The following is an 18,961-nucleotide window of genomic DNA, read 5'->3' on the forward strand; positions in this document are numbered from 1 at the left end:
AGTTCAATAACTCCGTGTGGGACGGTCCATGATCCGCCGGCCCATCAGGCTCGCGGTCAGGTCCACGAGAAGGGTTGCGGTGCGGTTGCGTTCGTCGAGTGCGGGATTGAGCTCGACCAGATCGAGGCTGGTGACGAGATGGCTGTCGTGCAACATCTCCATCACCAGATGAGCCTCGCGGAAGGTGGCGCCGCCCGGCACGGTGGTGCCGACGGCAGGCGCGATCGAAGGGTCGAGAAAATCGACATCGAGGCTGACATGCAGCATGCCGTTTTCGGCACTGACCCGCTCGAGAAAGGCGCGAAGCAGCGGGGCCATGCCGTATTCGTCAATCATCCGCATGTCGTGCACGGTGACGCCCGCCTTGCGTAGCGCTTCGCGCTCCGCCGGATCGACGCTGCGGATGCCCAGTGTGCAGATACGGGCCGGATCCACGCAAGCCGCCAGGCTGGGGAAGTAGCCTTCGAAGCCGGGTTGCCCGCTGGCATAAGCCAGCGGCACGCCATGCAAATTCCCGCTGGTCGTGGTGTCGAGCGTGTGAAAATCAGGATGTGCGTCGAGCCACAGCACGAACAGCGGGCGGCCGGCTTCCGCCGCCCGGCGGGCGATACCGGCCAGCGTGCCGGCGGAAATGCTGTGGTCGCCACCAAGGAAGATCGGCAGGGCGCCGGCGCTGGCTGCATAGGCCGCCTCGGTGATCGCCGCCGTCCATGCGACGATTTCCGGCAGCGCCTTCAAGGCGGCATTGCCGTGGCTGATCGGGCGCATATCGGCAGAGGCGACGGTGCCAAGGTCGGCCAGCGTATGTCCGAGTTCAGTGAGCGCGGCCGCCAGGCCTGCGGTACGCAGCGCACTAGGCCCCATCTCGCAACCCATCCGGCCCGAGCCGACCTGGATCGGTGCCCCGACGATCGTACAATGCATCCGTATTTCCCCGCGCGTTTTCTAGGCGTCATTGGAGCGCGGATAACTGGCAGGATGAACATATCAAATTGGCAAATTTGTCGAAATGAGCTATCAAAATGGAATGATTTGATTGCATTCTGAGCCATGGATCAGCTTGACGAACAGCTCATCACGCTTTTGCGGCATGACGCGCGGCGCAGCATCTCGGACCTTGCCATGGATGTCAGCGTCTCGCGGGCAACGGTCAGGTCTCGCATAGAGCGCCTTGAAAAAGCCGGTGCGATCATCGGTTATACCGTCATCCTGCGAGCCGATGCCGTCGACCAGCGTGTACGCGGCATCATGATGGTGGAAATCGAAGGGCATGCCGCCGATCGTGTGATCCGCGCTCTTGGCGGCTTCTCGGAGGTTTCGACGATCCATACCACCAACGGCCGCTGGGACCTGGTGATAGAGCTGGGGACGCAGACACTGACCGAATTCGACGCCGTGCTGCGGCGCATCCGCCTGATCCCCGGCATCACCGGCAGCGAGACCAGCCTGTTGTTGGCGACACCCCGGAGCACCAAGGCGCGGCTTTGATCGCTGTCTGCGAATAGCCTAGCTGGCCAAACCGGCAGTGCTGCTCCTGCACCGTTGTGCGGCGCAACCCTAAATGAGCTCGGACTTGGCCAACCTGTGGCAACCTCCAGCGGGGGCGGACCTTGCTGAGAAGAACAGAGCTGCGTGAGCGGCGAGATCTGTCATCGACCCGCGTCACGCGACACCGATTGAGCGAACGCGTCAAGTCGCGCAAGTCTGCCCCGTCCTAGTGTTGGTGGCCTTCCGGCTCAACCATCTTGAACGGCAGGACCTGTTGCTTGCCCTTAGAGGTCAGGATCAGCCTCGCCTCGAACTCGTGCGGCTCGGCGGGGGCGACGCTGCTTTCACGGCGGTGGTGATTGCCGGCGACAGGCCCGAGCGAAAGCGTCTCGGGACCTTCGGACCGGTCGATGATCACGGTCGCCCCCAGATCGTCGGCATGGCTGTCGATGGTGAGACGCAAGCGCTCGCCAGCGGGCGTATCGACGATTTCGAGCGTTCCCGTTGCCAGGTCGCTGACGACCTTGAAAGGCTCCGGCGCATGATCGGCGTGGGCCGAACCGCCCGCCACGGATCCGCCTTCGCCTTCCAGACGGATGTTCGCCTCCGAGAGCGCCGGCAGGTGGTCGAACAGCTCCCCTCTCAAAGCCTCCGCGATGCCGACCACATCCTTTGCGCTCGCTGTCTCGGCCACCTTGATGGCGATATCCGCATGCAGCCTGTGGCCGATCCAGCGCGCCCGCACCTGGGCGACCCGTTGGATGCCCCTCACATGTTCAGCCGCATGATGGATTTCCTCGACGATGCCCGGCTCGACGCCATCCAGCATGCGTGTCAGCACCGCCTTTGAGGACTGCCAGACGATGGCGAGGATAGCCACAGTGATCAAAAGGCCGATGATCGGGTCCGCGAGCGGGAAGCCTAGCCAGACGCCGGCCGCGCCAAGCACCACCGCAAGGCTGGTGAAGCCATCGGTGCGGGCGTGATAGCCGTCGGCGATCAGGGCCGCGCTGTTTATCTCGCGGCCGACGCGGATGCGGAATACCGCGACAGCCTCATTGCCCAGGAAACCGACGAGGCCGGCGGCGGCAACCCAGCCGAGGAAGCTGATGGCTTGGGGATGGATCAACCTGTCGATCGCCTCATAGCCGGCGACGATGGCACTGAAGAGGATAATCAGGACGATGATGATGCCGGCCAGGTCCTCGACCCGGCCAAGGCCGTAGGTGAAGGTCTTGCTGGGCTTGCGCCGCGCCAGCATGAAGGCGATCCACAGCGGGATGGCGGTGACCGCGTCGCCGACATTGTGGATGGTGTCGGCAAGCAGCGCCACGCTGCCCGAGAGGAATACGATGACCAGTTGCAGCACCGCTGTGAGGGCTAGCAGCACGAACGACCATTTGATCGCCCAGATGCCGCGTGTGGTCGTCGCGATTGTGGGATCGACCACGCCATGCGTGTGGCCGTGTCCGCCCTCGCCATGGTCATGGCCATGCCCGCCGAAGCCTTGAGCTGCCGGGCCGAAGCCGAACCAGCCGCGAATGCCGTCCATCATGGAGCGTGTCTCACAAGTATTTGGTGATGTCCTTGAATTCATCGATCGAGCGGCGCTGCTCACGCGGCAGCGGCCCCACGACATCTTCCAGGCAGTGGTTTAGGTGATCCTGGATGAGCGTCTTCTTGGCCTGGGAAACAGCCCTTTCGACGGCATGAAGCTGCTGGGCAATGTCAAGGCAAGGCCGGCCTGCTTCGATCATCTCAATAACGCCCCTCAGATGACCGTCGGCCCGCTTCAGCCGTTTGACGATGTCGGGATGGGTCTCGTGAATGTGGGGACGCTCTTTCATTCTGAAGTGCTATCCCCCCGGAGGGGATATTGTCAATTCAGGATGCTCGATTCCCCGCGGCGTCCCGAACGCTACTTTCGACGGTTGCATGGCTGGTTCTGGCGATCGCGGCGCCAGCGACATCGCCCTGACGCTGCGCACCACTGTTAAAATGCACCGACGCGATGACGTAGCGCGGCGCCCCTAAATGTGATCATGCCGTATCGGCTGCGGGCGCACTCAAAACCCCGTGCGGCAAAGGTTTTCAAGATCCGCCTTTGCTATTCCCTCGAGGCCGAGCGCGGGAAGAATATCGTTATCCCCCTTGAGATCGCGACCGTAAGCCGCCGATAATATCGAAACTCCAGACTCGTGGAGCGTCGCCGGTTTCTCGGTGATCTTACCCAACAATACGGTCGGCAGCAGTCCAAACGGAACATCCTCGAGAATGTAGCGGCTTTCGATTGTTGTCGGACCAAAGCCGCCACGGCCTTGACGATCCATCTCCTGGTTCATCTCCGAAACGGTTCCCTTCGGAACATGAAACGACAATGAAAAATGCTCCTGGACGGTGCGAACCGCGATACCAAAATGGGCCGCGATGGCTAGCCGTTCGGCATCCAGAGCCTCGATAAGGCGACCAGCGGCAGGGGTGACGTTTCCCCCCTGGCTCCATTGCTCGGCTTTTTCCATGCGTGTCAGGTTGAGGAGGGCAATTCCCAAGTGGTTTTGCGGATTGAGGTTGCTGAGCGCGATCGCAAGCATGCCGTCGCGCTTGACGAAACGATCACCAAATAGGCTCGTGCAAAATCCGTATCCTTCATCCTGAGCTTTGAAAGGCAGCGTCGCGACATCAAGCTTCTGGCGAATGGTGGTGACATGGACCTCGGTTGGCCCGAGTTGCCGCCCGGTCAACAGTGTTGTGCCCCAAAGAACGATTGGCAAGCTGACCTTGCGCTCCGCCAACCGCCTGGAGAGATACAGTGCCCCGAACGAACAATGCGAACTGATGATGACCGGAATTCCATCGATCAGATGGGGGACAGCAGCATCCATCACCATCCTGTGGCCGTAAGCCGGAAGTGCAATCACCACCACGTCCGCGTTGGCGATGGCATCCTTGCAATCCTTGGCGATGCGCACCGGTACCGTCGCCGCGATGTCCCCCGTCGCTTTCAACAATTCGCCGGTAGCCAACCCCTTGGTGCGCTGCCCCGACGGTGACCAAAGCATTGGCGAATGCCCCGATCCTGCCAAATAGGCGGCAAGGCCATAAGCAATTGCTCCGGCGCCCAGAATACTCACGCGCATAATATTCCTCCTGTCGCAGGCCTTGTGGTTCGAGAATCCTTGCCGCCGTCACCTGAATTCTTTCTTCAGGAGGCTTCGCAAGCTGGAGCGGCGTCTGACGTCCCTGTCCGCCTCCGACCCGGATTCTGGCGCTGAAGCCGGCATATGCACAAAGCCCGTAACGAACATTCGTTTCCGCTTGACATATATCAAAAACGAATGAGACGATGTCAATCATACGGATTACGCATGTAGGAGAAACATGGAAACCCGGGACCTTCAGACCTTCCTTGCGGTTGCTGCCAGCGGCAGCATCACCAGGGCGGCTGACATGCTCGGACGTTCCCAGCCTGCGGTGACGCGCACCATTCAGGAGCTCGAGGCCGAACTCGGCTTCGAATTGCTGCATCGGATCGGTCGACGGGTGCAGTTGTCTGAAGAAGGAGTCGCGTTCGAGGAGGAAGCACGACGCCTGCTGATGTCCTTCACCGAACTCGCAGCGCGGGCCAAGATGATCGCCGCCGGCAGAGGGCGAATCCTGCAGATCGTCACCACCTCCGCGATCGGCACCGGCTTGATCCCGACGGCCTTGGCTGAACTCCAAGGTGCCGAGCTTCCGCACGAGACGCATCTCGGGCAGTTTCTTCCCTCGACCGTCGCTCAGGAAGTGCGCAGCGGACGTGCCGAGGTCGGGTTTTCAAGCCTGCCGCTCGATACGCCCGGTCTGGATGTCCTGCGGCTCTATTCGGCGCCTGATGTTGCTGCCGTGCGGGAGAATGACCCGCTGGCCGAACTAGATGTCATACCGCTTTCCGCTTTTGCCGGCCGCCGCGTCGCCACGTTGCTCAACCCGCTGCGTTTCCAGTTGCATGTCTCCAAGGCGTTGGCGGCCAGGGGCATCGACACCGGGCCAGTAATCCGCACGAATACCGCCTATGGCGCGTTGCAGATCGTACGCCGGACTGGTGTTGCGGCTGTCATCGATCCCCTCACCGCCTATGGCGTGGGCTTGCCTGGGGTCGTCATCCGCCCGATCGACGTAACCGTCCTCTTTTATTGGGGTGTTGTGGCTGCCGAAAAACGCCCCCTTCGTCCAGTCGCGCAGGCGTTGGTGGATGCGGTCGAGGCGGTGGCTGAACGGTCGATCGTTGGCTTCAAGAAACTCGATCCGACCCTGGCCGGCCAATTGGTGACCGATCCTGCCTCCGGCACAAATCACGGAACGGGAATATGAAGCACACCCCCAGTTCGCTCCCCCTGAGAGGTCTAGCCGCGCTTGAAGCACAACTTGCTCAGGACCTCGATTTTCTCGAACTGCCTGCCAAGCCATGGGTTCCCGCGCGTTCGCGCGATGGCGTGCCGGTTCGTGACGTCGTTGTGATCGGCGCCGGCATGTGCGGACTTGCTGCCACCGCAAAGCTGGTGCTGACGGGGATAACCAATGTCGTCGCCTATGACGCGGCTCCGGCCGGCTTCGAAGGGCCATGGATAACGTTTGCCCGCATGCAAACGCTCCGGTCGCCGAAAACGCTGCACGGTCCGTCGCTCGGCCTGCCGCAGCTGACATTCCGCGCCTGGTTCACGGCACAATGGGGCGTTGAGGCATGGCGGTCGCTGGACAAAATCCCCAAAGGCCAGTGGATGGACTACCTGGTCTGGTATCGGAACGTTCTTGGTCTGCCGGTGCGCAACAGCGTGCGCATGACAGGCGTTGCAGCCGTTGGCGATCTGATTGCGATCGATGTCGAGGGCGCGGAAACCGGCCGGGTTCTCACCCGTCGTCTCGTTCTAGCCACCGGTCGGTCCGGTCTCGGCGGTTTTGCCGTGCCCGATTTCCTCAGGGGCATCGATCGCTCCTATTGGGCCCATTCTGCCGACGACATCGATTTTGATGCACTGAAGGGCAAGCGTGTTGCGGTTATCGGCGCCGGCGCCTCTTCGATGGACAATGCCGCGACGGCGCTCGAGGCGGGCGCCGGTTCAGTCGACATGTTGATCCGGCGCAAGGAAATGCCGCGGATCAACAAGCTGACCGGGATCGGCAGCCAGGGTGTCATCCTCGGCATGTATCATTTGCCTGACGCCTGGAAGTGGAGATTCTTCGACTACACCGCCTCGACCCAGACGCCGCCGCCGCGTTCATCGACGCTTCGCGTGTCTCGTCATGCGAATGCCCGCTTCTTTCTCGACTGTGGCGTAGTCGCGGTAAAGGAAGATGCCGGAGGCCTTCTGGTCGAAACCACGCAAGGGCCGATGCGCTACGATTTCATGATCGCTGCGACCGGCTTTTCAAATGACTTCAGTGGTCGCCCGGAATTCGCTGCCCTCGCCCCACACATTCGCACCTGGTCGGATGATCGATATACGCCGGACATGGGGCCGCCGCGCGCAGGCATGTTGGAGGCACCGGATCTCGGCCCCGCTTTCGAATTTCGCGAGCGCGTCCCCGGTTCCTGCCCGATGCTGGCGCATGTCCACTGCTTCAACGACGCCGCCATGCTGACCCATGGTAAGGTCTCCGGCGATATCCCGGCCGTCAGCGCCGGTGCCGACCGTCTGGTCCGCGGCATTGCCGCGTCGCTGTTCGCCGAAGACGTCGAAACCCACTTCGCCAATCTGATCGCCTATGACACCCCGGAACTTCTGGGCGACGAATGGGTCGATTCAACACCCTTGTTGCATAAGGAGGCCGCACTGTGATCGACGCAATGGACAAGGCTGCAGGTCTTTCACCGGACGATGCCCTTTTTGCTGCACGGCGGTTTCGGCCCGAATTCGTGCGAGGGGCCGAGGAATGTCGCCTCTCCGTCCTGCAGCCGGCAAACGACCAGGGGCTGGCGCCGAATTTGCGGGTCGCTCTGGCCCGTCGCATGGCAGCTCTGAACGCCGATCCCGTCCTGATGGCCGAATATGAGGTGCAACTGGCTCAGCTTGGTCCCACGGAGCAGCTTCTGTCCTTGGCCCGGGGGGAAACGGATTTGAATGAACCTCTGGCGACCATCGCCCGACATGTTGACCTGATCACCCTGACGCCGAAAAAGGCGGAGGCGAGCCACATTGCTCTGCTCGCCCAAGCCGGATTGAACAATCCCCAGATCGTTGCGCTCTCCGAATTGATTGCCTTCATCAACTTCCAGACCCGGGTCGCAACCGGCTTGCGATTGATGAGGCGGGCATGATTTCCTCGGTGCGCCTGAAGCCGCTGAATTGGCATCCCTATATCGCACCGGTCGAGCTATCGGAGGCAACGCCGGAACAGCTCGAAGCGATGAAGGTTACGCCGTCGGCCAAGAAAGTTTCGGAATATGTGCGCACCCTTGTGCATGATCCCGAGAGCTATCTTGCCCGCACGGTGTTGTTCAACGCGATCATGTACGTCGAGGGCGGGCTTGCCCGTCCCGACCGCGAGCTTGGCGCATTGGGTGCCTCGATCGTCAATGGCTGCAAATTCTGTGCCGTTGTTCACGCCCGCCGGCATGCAGAGCTGACCAAGAGCGATGAAGTGGTCACGGCGCTGTATCTCGACAAACCTGAAAAGCTCGGGTCGCGCGATGCGGCAATCTACAACTTTGCCCGCCGCCTGTCGACGGCGCCGTCGGAAGCGACGGCAGACGACGTCGCCTCGCTGCGATCAGTCGGCATGAATGATGCCGAGATCATCGACCTCGTCCACGCCATAGCGATCTTCGGCTGGGCAAACCGGCTGATGCATGTCCTGGGCCATGCGGAGAGCGAGTGATGACGTCGCATACGGTCAAGCCAGTCCGTCCCACACTTTCCGAAGGGCAACCAGCAATGCTTGAACTCAAAGATATAAAGCTGTCTTACGGAAGCACGCAGGTCCTGAACGGCGTCAATCTCTCGGTAAAGCGGGGTGACGTGGTGTCGATCATCGGCCCCAGCGGCACCGGCAAGACCACGCTGCTGAAATGCATCAACTATCTGGCCAAGCCGTCGTCAGGAACCATCGCGTTCGATCAGATTCGGATGGATTACCAGCGTGCCGACAAGGCCGCTGTCCAGGCGATCCGGTTGAGGACCGCGATGGTCTTTCAGCAGTTCAACGTCTTCAAGAACATGACGGTCCTCCAGAACGTGATGGATCCGCTCGTTGTGGTGCAGCGCAAATCCAGGGAAGAGGCGCAGGAAATCGCGCTCAGAGAGCTCGATCGGGTCGGTCTCTCGTCGAAGCGAGACAGCTATCCATCCCAGCTCTCGGGCGGCCAGCTCCAGCGCACCGGCATCGCACGCGCGCTGGCGGTGCGTCCTGACGTCATCCTCTTCGATGAGCCTACGTCATCGCTGGACCCTGAACTTGTCGGTGAAGTTTTGAAGGTGATCAAGGATGTCACGTCGTCAGGGATCACGTCGCTGCTTGTGACCCACGAGATGCAATTCGCAAAGAACATCTCGAACCGGATCGTCTTTATGGACCGTGGCGTGGTTGCCGCCGACGGCAGTCCGGCTGAAATCTTCGACGCGCCTTCCAGTCCACGACTGGCTCAATTCCTGCAGTCAGAACTCGCTTTTCAATAGCTCAACAAGTAGGGAACCCAAGAAATGTCTGCAATCACATCCGGTTTTTCCCGCCGCTATGTCCTGGCCGTCGCTGGTGGCATCGCAATTACCCTCGCAACCGCTGGGATCAGCTATGGTCAGGCCGTCCGGACGGTCAAGATCGCGACGTCTGCCGAGTCCAAGCCGCTGGCCTGGGGCGCGATCGGCGTCGAACCGCAAGGCTATGAGCCCGATCTTCTGAGGGCGATCAATGCGAAGCTGCCGCAGTACAAGTTCGAAATGGAAGGTGTCTCTGACATCGCCCAGGAAACCGGCCTTGCCACCGGGAAGTACGACATCGCCGTAGGTGGCTACTACAAGTCGCCCGAGCGAGAGAAGCAATTCATCATTCCAGAGAACCCGATGGGCGCCAGTCTGATGAAAATCTACAGCAAGAAAGACAGCGGCATAAAGGAAATGAAGGACCTGGTCGGCAAGAGGATCGTTCCGACCACGGCAGGTGGCGGAACCTACAAGTTCATCATGAACTGGCAGAAAGAGAATCCGCAATATAAGCTCGACGTCACGGCATCGAGCGCCGGGATCCCCTACCCGAACCGCCTGGATGAAGTTCAGAACGGCAAGTTCGACGCATTGGTTCTACCGTCTAACCTCGGTGAGCAGGCGGTCATCGACAACAAGAAGCTCGATATCGTCGCATCCGATCCGGTCTACAGCAACAACACGTACATGCTGATTCACCGGTCAGCGGAAAACAAGATCCTGGCCGAGGAGGTCAACAAGGTGCTCAAGGAACTGAAGGACGACGGCACGATCGACAAGCTCTCGCAGAAGTGGTTCGGCGAGGACATCGTGAAATACATGAAGTAACAAGGCGTCCTCAGCTGCATCTGGACAGCCGGCGTTGAGGCAGAACTGCAAGAAGGAGTGTTCCAAGTGGACGTTTCTGCTATGATTCCCGAGTTGCTCTCGGCGTTGCCGCTGACGCTGGCCATCACTTTTACGGCCCTCATTGCTGGGTTCTGCCTAGCTCTCCTTGCGACAACACTCCGGGTCCGCAGGGTGCCAGTGATCAGTCACCTGGCGGATCTCTACGTATCCTATGCCCGGAGTGTTCCCGTCGTCCTCCAATTGTTCGTTGCGTTTTACGGGCTTCCCTTGCTGGTAATCCTGTTCGGCTCCGAAGATTTTTTCTCGCCGACGATCGCTGCGATGGTGGCATTGAGCTTTTATCACGGCGGCTACCTGTCAGAAGTCCTGCGACCTGCATATCTGGCCGTCGATCGCGGCCAGCATGATGCGGCAGACAGTCTTGGATATACCTTTCGCCAGAAAATCACGCGGGTCATCGGGCCACAAGCAGTGCACTTCGCATTGCCGGGCTACGGGAACTCCGTCATCTACCTGATCCATAACGTTGCGCTGGTGATGTACATCGGGGCGGCGGATGTCATGGCGACCGCGCATTTGATCATGGAGCGCGACTATAATCAGTACCAGTTCGAAACCTATCTCGTGCTGGCGGTCATCTATTCGGTGATGTGCCTGATCGCATGGCTCATCGTCCGCTTCTTCGAGCTTCGTTCCCCGATGCAGGCACCAGAGGCTACGTCACCTGCTCAGATCAAGAACACACTGATCGCGAGCGTGTGACCTAACAAGGGTATTTGACCATGTTTGAGACCGATATCCTGCTCCAAGACTCGCGGGAAATTCTGGGCGCCGTACCCGTAACGCTTGCAATGGCCCTCACGATCTTCGTGCTCTCGACGATGGTCGGCAGCCTGTTTGCGCTCGTGGAATATAGACGGATTCCCGCACTGCGAGAGCTCGTCATGGCCTACAAGGTCGTCTTCAAGGGCGTTCCGATGGTGATCGTGATCTTCCTCGCCTATTTCGGTCTTCCCCCCGCGCTTCAGTTTCTGTTTTCATTGGTTGGCATAGACTTCAACGCCCACCAAACGCCCAATTGGGTTATCCTTGTCATTGCGGTGACCGGCTGTGTCGCGGCGTTCCAGGCCGAGATTATCAAGGGAGCCCTCAACGCCTTTGACACCGGTCAGGCAGATGCAGCCTATTCGCTTGGCTATACAAGGGGCCAACTGTTCCGACGAGTGCTATTTCCCCAGGTCGCCCTGACAGCAATTCCCGATCTGACAACCTCGATGATGGTTATCATGAAGGCGCTTTCACTCGGATTCGCCATCGAGGTTGTCGATATCTTCGCGCAGTCACAGCTGACCGCCGCGTTGAATTTCTACTATCTCGAAGCCTTCGTAATTGCCGTCGTGATCTACATGGTGATTGCCTATATCGTCACACAAATCGCCGACAGGCTGGAGCAAGCGCTTAGGGTACGGACCTGAGGATGTAGAATAGAATCTTCTAGCAAGATCGGCTTGTCTTCCGCGGAAGCATCCTGGTAGTCGGCGCCGCAATCGATGCGCGCCTCGAGCCGTGCGGCGTTCCGCGAACCGTCACGGCGGCCGACCTTATCTGGTGCGGAATCGAGGGATAGAGCCGAGACAATTTGAGGCCTCTCGTTAAGAATGCGATAACCAATTGGTAACGGTGCCTGCCTAGCTTCGTGATCCGATGGCCGGCTCGCCCGGCCACATTTTACACGGAGCGGCGACGGGCGGGCGGATGTATCTGATATTGGAGAAGCTTGTCGCCTTGCCGGCGTCATTGTTGAAATTCGCCTTGAGGATCTCGGTCGTCATCGTGTTTTGCGCCGCCTTTGCTTCCGCCGTGCAGGCCAATTCCAGATTTTCAGCCATTGTCATCGATGCCAAGACCGGCAAGACCCTCTACAGGGATCATGCGGATGCTCCGCGCTATCCAGCATCTCTCACCAAGATGATGACGCTCTACCTCATCTTCGACGCCCTCGAGAGCGGCAGGATCTCGAAAGGCACGGCAATACCGGTATCGGCCAATGCTGCCAACGAGGCGCCCTCCAAGCTCGGACTGAAGCAGGGTCAAACGATCACCGTCGAACAGGTCATATTGGCCCTGGTAACGAAGTCCGCCAACGATGCCGCGACGGCCATTGGCGAGTTCCTCGGCGGGTCGGAGGCCGGCTTCGCACGTCTCATGACGCAAAAAGCACGACAGTTAGGAATGACCTCCACCACGTTCAGGAACGCTAACGGACTGCCCGACACAGCCCAGAAGACCACGGCGCGCGACATGGCACGCCTTGGCCTGGCGCTCAGGGATCATCACCCTGGCTATTATTCCTACTTCAACACCCGATCCTTCAAATACAAAGGTCGGCGCTTCGGCAATCACAACCATCTGCTCGGCCGGGTGAAGGGCGTGGATGGGATCAAAACGGGATACACGAATGCCTCGGGCTTCAACCTGGTTTCTTCCGTCGAGGCGCAGGGCCGCAGCATCGTCGCGGTGGTGATGGGCGGACATACGGTCAGGAGCCGAGATGCACGCATGAAGCGTCTCATCAGCCGCTATCTGGCTAAGGCTTCCAACGGTCCGGACCGGTTCAGGATCGATCGTGGCGGAGAAAGCGCATTGGTCGCCTCCGCGGCTTCGAACGCATCGGTGCCCACTCCGACGTGGAAGCCAGCCCGGGTGGCCGATTCCCGAGCCGCTTTCGCCGCTGAGGCGATGGGCGATGTGTCCAGGGAGCAGGCCTTGTCTGCCAATGCCATCGATCCGATCAGCACCGCTTCCACCCAAGAAGGTCAATGGATCATCCAGATTGGATCGATGCCAAGCAAGGCCGCAGCTCGTGAAATCCTTTCACTCGCGGCTCGCAAAGCGCCAAAACTGCTTTCGAACACTTCTGCTTTTACCGAGGCCTTCGAAAAAGATGGCGATGTGTACTACCGCGCCCGATATGCCGGCTTCGATAACAAGTCGGAAGCGTGGCGCGCTTGCGGGCGACTGGCGCTCAAAAAAATCGATTGCTACGCGCTCACTCGGTAGGTGGGATCGAACGCCCATGCGAACGCTGCAACTCGCCTCTCCCGACGTTGTCTCACCAGGACCACGCGGCAATATCGAAAGATGTCCTCGAGCCCTCTTCAATCCTTCGCATGGGGCTTCGCTGTGAGACGCCGCGGTTGTGCGCCTCGGAGCAACGTCGTCTCGTCGACTTATCAAGACACCGGTTGCGGCTTTTTCGTCACGGGTAGCGTCCTTCGTTGTTGCCTCATCGCTGCACTATGTGTTGCAACTGTCACAAAGGCCGGCCCTCAAGCTGCCGCCAATGGGATTGCCTTGCCCCGCTTCGCGTCGTTGAAGAGTTCTCCTGTGAATATGCGGGTCGGACCGGGCACCCAATATGACGTCGAATGGGTTTATGTCCGGCCCAGGATTCCGCTTGAAATCTACCAGGAATATGGAAACTGGCGGCGCGTGCGAGACTGGCAGGGAACATCCGGCTGGGTCTTCGGTCCGCTTCTTTCGGGGCGAAGGACCGCTGTAACCGCCCCATGGAGCAAGGACAAGATCGCGCTGCGCGGGAAGCCTTCGGTTTCCAGCCTCGTCACCGCCTGGCTGGCGCCGGAAGTAATTGTCGAACTGGTGCGCTGCGACGGGCAATGGTGCAGGGTCGCGGTCAAGTCGCTGGCAGGTTTCGTCAGGCAAACCCGCCTTTGGGGCGTCTATCCTAACGAAACACTCTAACAGCAGCACTCGTCAGAAGGCTGCTGCTGGTCGGCCGGTGATGGCATTTCGCGTCGCCTTCAGCCAAATCAAACCTCGCGAGAAGAACGCCGAATTGAGGGCGTTCCGCACAACTATGGCTGACATCTGGCCGCCGACAGAGCCCCTCCCACCTGTCGCGAGCCTTCGCGACGGCCTGCCCGACTATTCCGGCGGCCGTCGAGCAATGGACTTCCTCAAGTCAGCCGTCTCCCAACACTACCTCCGCGGGCAGGTTCCAAACGTCATTCGGCAGCTTCGACCGATCTCGATGCCGCCACGATCCGCGCGGCACAATATTTGAACTCGGGGATCTTGCCGTAAGGATCGAGCATAGGATTGGTAAGCATGTTGGCCGGGCTCTCATTAAAGCAGAACGGCATGAACACCATGCCATCGGCGACCTCTCGATCGGCCCGCAGAATGGCTTCGACAATGCCGCGCCGCGTCTCCACGTTGATCACGTCTCCCTGCGCCAGGCCGCGGCGCTTGATCTCGTAGGGATTCATTGCAGCAATGCCGTAGGGCTCGATCGCGTTGAGCACCCCGGCGCGGCGTGTCATGGCGCCCGTGTGCCAGTGCTCCAGCAGGCGCCCGGTGGTTAGCACCAGAGGATATTCGTCGTCGGGCACCTCGTCGGGAGGCAGGAGGTCGGCGGGCACGATGCGCCCGCGGCCATCCGCGGTCGGAAACCCGGTGGTGAAGACGATCTCGTTGCCAGGAACATCAGGACCATCGGCAGGATAGACGACGGACTCCTCGCGTTCGATGCGCTCCCAGGAAATGTGCTTCAGCGACGGCATTACTTGCGCCATTTCGCCGAAGACGTCCGAAACGTGCCCGTAGTTCCAGTCCAGCCCCATGCGTCTGGCAAGCTCGATGATGAGATCGAGATCCTGCCGCGCCTCGCCCGGCAGGTTGACGGCCGGCCGGCCGATCTGCACCTGCCGATTGGTATTGGTGTAAGTGCCGAGCTTCTCAGCATGCGCGGAGGCAGGGAGCACCACGTCGGCATGCCACGCTGTTTCGGTCAGGAAGATGTCCTGAACAACCAGATGCTCTAGCTTGGCGAGTGCGGCGCGCGCATGGCTCTGGTCCGGATCGGACATGGCCGGGTTCTCGCCCATGATGTACATGCCCCGGATCTCGCCGTCATGGATCGCGTCGACGATCTCGACGACGGTCAAGCCGCGTTTGGGGTCGAGCGTCTGGCCCCAGAAATTCTCGTACTGGCCGCGGATATCGGCATTCTCCACCGATTTGTAGTCGGGGAAATACATCGGGATGAGGCCCGCGTCCGAGGCGCCCTGGACATTGTTCTGGCCGCGCAGCGGATGCAGGCCTGTGCCGGCGCGCCCGACATGCCCCGTGATCAGCGCCAGCGCGATCAGGCAGCGCGAATTGTCCGTGCCGTGGGTGTGCTGCGAAATGCCCATGCCCCAAAAAATCATCGAGCGCTCCGCCTTGGCATAGGTGCGCGCCACCTCGCGCAGTACACCGGCCTCGATGCCGCAGACGGGAGCCATCGCCTCGGGCGAAAAATCCTTCACCTTGGCCTTCAATGCCTCGAAGCCGGAGACATTGGCCTGGATGTACTGCTCGTCATAGAGCCTCTCTTCTATGATGACGTGCAGCAGCGCGTTGAGCATCGCCACGTCGCTGCCCGGCTTGAAGCGCAGCGCATAGCTGGCGTGGCGCATCAGTTCCTGGCCGCGCGGATCCATCACGATCAGCTTGGTGCCGCGCTTTGCCGCTTGCTTGAAATAGGTAGCGGCCACTGGATGGTTTGTCGCCGGCCGCGCCCCGATGATGATCACGCATTCGGCCTTCATGGCGTCCATGAAAGGCGCCGAGACCGCGCCAGAGCCGACGCCCTCCATCAGAGCGGCCACGGAAGAGGCGTGGCAGAGCCGGGTGCAGTGGTCGATATTGTTGGTGCCGAAACCCTGCCGGACGAATTTCTGGAAGAGATAGGCCTCCTCATTCGACCCCTTTGCCGAGCCGAAGCCAGCCAGCGCCTTGCCACCATGCTGGTCGCGGATGCGTTTCAACCCGCTGGCAGCGCGCTCCAGCGCCTCTTCCCAGCTGGCCTCGCGGAACACTGTCAGCGGGTCGACATTGCGCAGATCAATGTCGCCGGCCTTCGGCGCGTCGTCGCGCCGGATCAGCGGCTTCGTCAGCCGTTCGGGCGACATCACATAGTCGAAGCCAAAGCGGCCCTTGACGCAGAGCCGGTTCTCGTTCGCCGGACCGTTGCGGCCGTCGACCTGGACGATTTTATTGTCCTTGACGGCGACCTGCGTCTGGCAGCCAACACCGCAAAACGGGCAGACCGTGTCGACGACCTTGTCGAACGCCTGAACGACACGTGTCTTGCCGGTCTCGTCCATCAGCGATTTCTCGTAGAGCGCACCAGTCGGGCAAGCCTGGACGCATTCGCCACAGGTGACGCAGGTCGACAGGCCCATCGGATCGTGCATATCGAAGACAGGAATCGAGTGATTGCCGCGCTCGGCCATGCCGATCACGTCGTTGACCTGCACCTCGCGGCAGGCGCGCACGCAAGCGCCGCAGGTGATGCACGCGTCGAGATTGACGGCAATGGCCGGATTGGTGATGTCGAATTCTGGCGCTAGCCCCTCCTCGGTGAACTTGGAACGGTATCGGCTGCCCGAAATCCCCATCGAACCGGCCCATTGCCAGAATGCCGACTGGTTGTCTGGACCGTCGCTCGCCGGTCGCATGTTGCTTGCGAGGAGCTCGAATACCATCTCGCGCGATTTGCGGGCGCGTTCGGTATCGGTTTTCACGACCATGCCGGCGGAAGGCTGGCGAACGCAGGAGGCAGCCAGCACGCGCTCGCCTTCGATGTCGACCATGCAGGCGCGGCAATTGCCGTCGGGACGATAGCCCGGCATGTCGACATGGCACAGGTGCGGAATCTTTGTTCCCTGGCGCTTGGCGACATCCCAGATAGTCTCGCCAGGGGCGGCGCTCACGGTTTGCCCATTGAGGGTGAATACCACGCTCTCGGCCATCAGAGGTCACTCCGGAAATGCGTCAGCAGATGGTTGATCGGATTGGGCGCCGCCTGGCCCAGGCCGCAGATCGACGAATCGCGCATCACGGCTTCGAGGTCGCGAATCTTATCTTCCGGCATCGGGCCCTGTTCCTGCAAGATGGCCACCAACTTTTCGGTTCCCTCGCGACAAGGCGTGCACTTCCCGCAGCTCTCATGTTTGAAGAATTTCATGAGGTTGAGCGTGACCTGCTTTATATTGTCGGCCTGCGAGAACACGACTATAGCATGGGAGCCGACGAAGGCGCCCTGCTTGGCCAGATCGCCGCCGAAATCGAGCGGAATGTCCCCCAGTGCTGCTGGCAGGATGCCGCCTGAGGCGCCGCCCGGCAAATAGGCCTTGAACTCATGACCGTCCGCCATGCCGCCGCAATAGTCGTCGATCAATTCGCGCACCGTGACGCCGGCCGGCGCCAGCTTGACGCCGGGATTTTTCACCCGGCCGGATACGGACCATGAGCGGATGCCGGGGTGGCCGGGCCTGCCCTGCGCAGCGAACCATTGCGCGCCCTTTTCGACGATGTCGCGGATCCACCAGAGCGTCTCGACATTATGGTTGAGCGTCGGTCGTCCGAACAGGCCGACCTCGGCGATGTAGGGGGGGCGGTGGCGCGGCATGCCGCGCTTGCCCTCGATGCTTTCCAGCATCGCACTCTCCTCGCCGCAGATATACGCACCAGCGCCGCGGCGGAGCTCGATGAAGCCCGGCTTGACGATGCCGGTGGCCTCGAGCGCGGCGATCTCCTGACGAAGAATGGCGAGCACCGCAGGGTATTCGTCACGCATGTAAAGATAGATCCGTTCCGCCTCGACGGCGTGCGCCGCGATCAATGCACCCTCAAAGGCACGGTGCGGATCTCGCTCGAGATAGATGCGGTCCTTGAAGGTGCCGGGCTCACCCTCGTCGCCATTGATCGACATCAGACGCGGGCCCGGATAGGAGCGCACGAACTGCCACTTCTTGCCAGCGGGAAAACCCGCACCGCCCAGACCCCTCAAGCCCGCATCGCCCACGGTGGCGATGAGCTCGTCCGTGGTCAGCGCCCCAATCCGTACCCGCTGCAAAAGCTGGTAGCCGCCCGCCTGCCGATACGCCTCCAGCCCGACATAATCGGGCACGCTTACACCGGTCTCCGCTGCCGCGGCCATGCGCCTCAGGCCCTCGGCGGTTGCCTGGTCGACCTCGCGATCACCGATACGCGCGGCAGGCGCGCCAGCGCAACGGCCCATGCAGGGCGCGCGCATGACCCTGATCGCCGCTGGATCGGCGCCCGCTTGCAATTCAGCCAGGAGCGTGTCGGCGCCCGCCAGCATGCAACTCACTGAATCGCACACGCGGATTGTCAACGGCGCCGGCGGCATCTCGCCTTCCTTCACAACGTCGAAATGGTCGTAGAAGGTCGCCACCTCGTAGACCTCGGCCTGCGACAAGCGCATATCTTGCGCCAGCGCCCGCAAATGCCGCGCCGACAGGCAGCCATATCGGTCCTGGATCAGATGAAGGAATTCGATCAGCAAGTCGCGCCGTCGCTGGCGCGCGCCCAGGAGCGCCTGGACCTCGGCGAGCGCGGCGTCATCCAGCGCCCTGCCCTTTGGTCCGCGATCACGCGGCCGTCGTTCCTGGATCGTCATGTGCTCACCTCCCCGAGTGAAACGCCCTTACCTCTTAACGATACCCCGCGGACCAGGATGTCGACTATGAGGCACGACATGTCCCCTGCACGACCAGCGCAAGCATTGCCTCGCAAATCTTGGGACCGCCGCCGACGGGGTGCAACTCGTCACATCGTCGCGGGCTGCGTCTTTTCGATCATGAACACGACGCGATCGCCGTCGCGTTCCGTCGCTTCAAGTCGCTCGCCCATCTCGTTGAGCAGATTGGGGATATCGATGACCGCCAGCGGGTCCGTGCAGTGAACCTCGAGCCGCTCGCCTGGCTTCAAGGCTTTCAGCGCCTTACGAGTCTTCAATGCTGGCAAAGGGCACTTAAGCCCGGTCAGATCCAACTTCGTCGTGGTTATCATGGTCGGCATGATGCCCGACGGGACCTGGCCGCGTCAATCGAGCCTGGGTTGCGGCTCTCGTTTCG

At 60.9% G+C, this 18,961-nt stretch carries 18 protein-coding genes; 11 read left to right on the plus strand and 7 right to left on the minus strand.

Annotated features, from left to right (window positions below; all coding sequences use genetic code 11):
- Window positions 1–3: 3 nt before the first annotated feature.
- On the minus strand, window positions 4–924 hold the full coding sequence (gene rocF, locus FJ428_RS06220) for an arginase (RefSeq protein ID WP_140521344.1): 921 nt from the start codon (window positions 922–924) through the stop codon (window positions 4–6).
- 126 nt (window positions 925–1,050) lie between these two features.
- Here rocF and FJ428_RS06225 point away from each other — a divergent pair, with 126 nt between their 5' ends.
- The gene (locus FJ428_RS06225) at window positions 1,051–1,488 is read left to right on the plus strand and encodes an Lrp/AsnC family transcriptional regulator (protein ID WP_140499320.1); all 438 of its coding nucleotides are present in this window, start codon (window positions 1,051–1,053) and stop codon (window positions 1,486–1,488) included.
- A gap of 226 nt (window positions 1,489–1,714) precedes the next feature.
- Here the strand turns inward: FJ428_RS06225 and FJ428_RS06230 are convergent, their stop codons facing one another.
- From FJ428_RS06230 to FJ428_RS06240, 3 genes are all read right to left on the minus strand, one after another.
- Window positions 1,715–3,043 (minus strand): cation diffusion facilitator family transporter, encoded by a 1,329-nt coding sequence (locus FJ428_RS06230; RefSeq protein WP_140584262.1) that lies wholly within the window; start codon window positions 3,041–3,043, stop codon window positions 1,715–1,717.
- A gap of 10 nt (window positions 3,044–3,053) precedes the next feature.
- Window positions 3,054–3,335 (minus strand): metal-sensing transcriptional repressor, encoded by a 282-nt coding sequence (locus FJ428_RS06235; RefSeq protein ID WP_140499324.1) that lies wholly within the window; start codon window positions 3,333–3,335, stop codon window positions 3,054–3,056.
- A gap of 219 nt (window positions 3,336–3,554) precedes the next feature.
- A complete protein-coding gene (locus tag FJ428_RS06240; RefSeq protein ID WP_140879082.1) occupies window positions 3,555–4,625 on the minus strand; it encodes an NAD/NADP-dependent octopine/nopaline dehydrogenase family protein in 1,071 nt (356 codons plus the stop codon).
- A gap of 241 nt (window positions 4,626–4,866) precedes the next feature.
- Between FJ428_RS06240 and FJ428_RS06245 the strand changes: the two genes are divergently transcribed.
- The 10 genes from FJ428_RS06245 to FJ428_RS30595 all read left to right on the plus strand — a co-directional run bounded on the left by FJ428_RS06245 (window position 4,867) and on the right by FJ428_RS30595 (window position 13,775).
- Complete coding sequence (locus tag FJ428_RS06245; RefSeq protein ID WP_140686153.1) at window positions 4,867–5,838, plus strand: LysR family transcriptional regulator; 972 nt, start codon at window positions 4,867–4,869, stop codon at window positions 5,836–5,838.
- Window positions 5,835–7,304 carry an NAD(P)/FAD-dependent oxidoreductase gene (locus FJ428_RS06250; RefSeq protein ID WP_140879083.1) on the plus strand — a complete coding sequence of 490 codons (1,470 nt, stop codon included), beginning with the start codon at window positions 5,835–5,837 and terminating at the stop codon, window positions 7,302–7,304. Before FJ428_RS06245 ends, FJ428_RS06250 begins: the two co-directional genes overlap by 4 nt.
- On the plus strand, window positions 7,301–7,783 hold the full coding sequence (locus tag FJ428_RS06255) for a hypothetical protein (protein ID WP_140499332.1): 483 nt from the start codon (window positions 7,301–7,303) through the stop codon (window positions 7,781–7,783). The genes FJ428_RS06250 and FJ428_RS06255 overlap by 4 nt, the downstream gene beginning before the upstream one ends.
- Window positions 7,780–8,343 carry a peroxidase-related enzyme gene (locus FJ428_RS06260; RefSeq protein ID WP_140879084.1) on the plus strand — a complete coding sequence of 188 codons (564 nt, stop codon included), beginning with the start codon at window positions 7,780–7,782 and terminating at the stop codon, window positions 8,341–8,343. Before FJ428_RS06255 ends, FJ428_RS06260 begins: the two co-directional genes overlap by 4 nt.
- A 56-nt stretch (window positions 8,344–8,399) precedes the next feature.
- Window positions 8,400–9,140: an amino acid ABC transporter ATP-binding protein gene (locus FJ428_RS06265; RefSeq protein WP_140559957.1), complete on the plus strand. Its 741-nt coding sequence runs from the start codon at window positions 8,400–8,402 to the stop codon at window positions 9,138–9,140.
- 24 nt (window positions 9,141–9,164) lie between these two features.
- Window positions 9,165–9,992: a transporter substrate-binding domain-containing protein gene (locus FJ428_RS06270; protein ID WP_140879085.1), complete on the plus strand. Its 828-nt coding sequence runs from the start codon at window positions 9,165–9,167 to the stop codon at window positions 9,990–9,992.
- A 66-nt stretch (window positions 9,993–10,058) separates the two neighbouring features.
- Window positions 10,059–10,775: an amino acid ABC transporter permease gene (locus tag FJ428_RS06275; RefSeq protein ID WP_140559902.1), complete on the plus strand. Its 717-nt coding sequence runs from the start codon at window positions 10,059–10,061 to the stop codon at window positions 10,773–10,775.
- Between the two features lie 20 nt (window positions 10,776–10,795).
- The gene (locus tag FJ428_RS06280; protein WP_140559903.1) at window positions 10,796–11,488 is read left to right on the plus strand and encodes an amino acid ABC transporter permease; all 693 of its coding nucleotides are present in this window, start codon (window positions 10,796–10,798) and stop codon (window positions 11,486–11,488) included.
- A gap of 229 nt (window positions 11,489–11,717) precedes the next feature.
- A complete protein-coding gene (locus tag FJ428_RS06285) occupies window positions 11,718–13,073 on the plus strand; it encodes a D-alanyl-D-alanine carboxypeptidase family protein (protein WP_246675768.1) in 1,356 nt (451 codons plus the stop codon).
- A 327-nt stretch (window positions 13,074–13,400) separates the two neighbouring features.
- Window positions 13,401–13,775, plus strand: a complete 375-nt coding sequence (locus tag FJ428_RS30595; RefSeq protein ID WP_281405845.1) for an SH3 domain-containing protein — start codon at window positions 13,401–13,403, stop codon at window positions 13,773–13,775.
- Window positions 13,776–14,038: 263 nt separating this feature from the next.
- Here the strand turns inward: FJ428_RS30595 and fdhF are convergent, their stop codons facing one another.
- The 3 genes from fdhF to FJ428_RS06305 all read right to left on the minus strand — a co-directional run bounded on the left by fdhF (window position 14,039) and on the right by FJ428_RS06305 (window position 18,896).
- Window positions 14,039–16,831, minus strand: a complete 2,793-nt coding sequence (fdhF, locus tag FJ428_RS06295) for a formate dehydrogenase subunit alpha (RefSeq protein ID WP_140879087.1) — start codon at window positions 16,829–16,831, stop codon at window positions 14,039–14,041.
- On the minus strand, window positions 16,831–18,504 hold the full coding sequence (locus FJ428_RS06300; protein ID WP_140879088.1) for an NAD(P)H-dependent oxidoreductase subunit E: 1,674 nt from the start codon (window positions 18,502–18,504) through the stop codon (window positions 16,831–16,833). The genes fdhF and FJ428_RS06300 overlap by 1 nt, the downstream gene beginning before the upstream one ends.
- 149 nt (window positions 18,505–18,653) lie before the next feature.
- Window positions 18,654–18,896 carry a sulfurtransferase TusA family protein gene (locus tag FJ428_RS06305; RefSeq protein WP_140517500.1) on the minus strand — a complete coding sequence of 81 codons (243 nt, stop codon included), beginning with the start codon at window positions 18,894–18,896 and terminating at the stop codon, window positions 18,654–18,656.
- Window positions 18,897–18,961: the final 65 nt, after the last annotated feature.

This window comes from Mesorhizobium sp. B2-8-1 (genome assembly GCF_006440955.1).
In the GTDB taxonomy this organism is placed as follows: domain Bacteria; phylum Pseudomonadota; class Alphaproteobacteria; order Rhizobiales; family Rhizobiaceae; genus Mesorhizobium.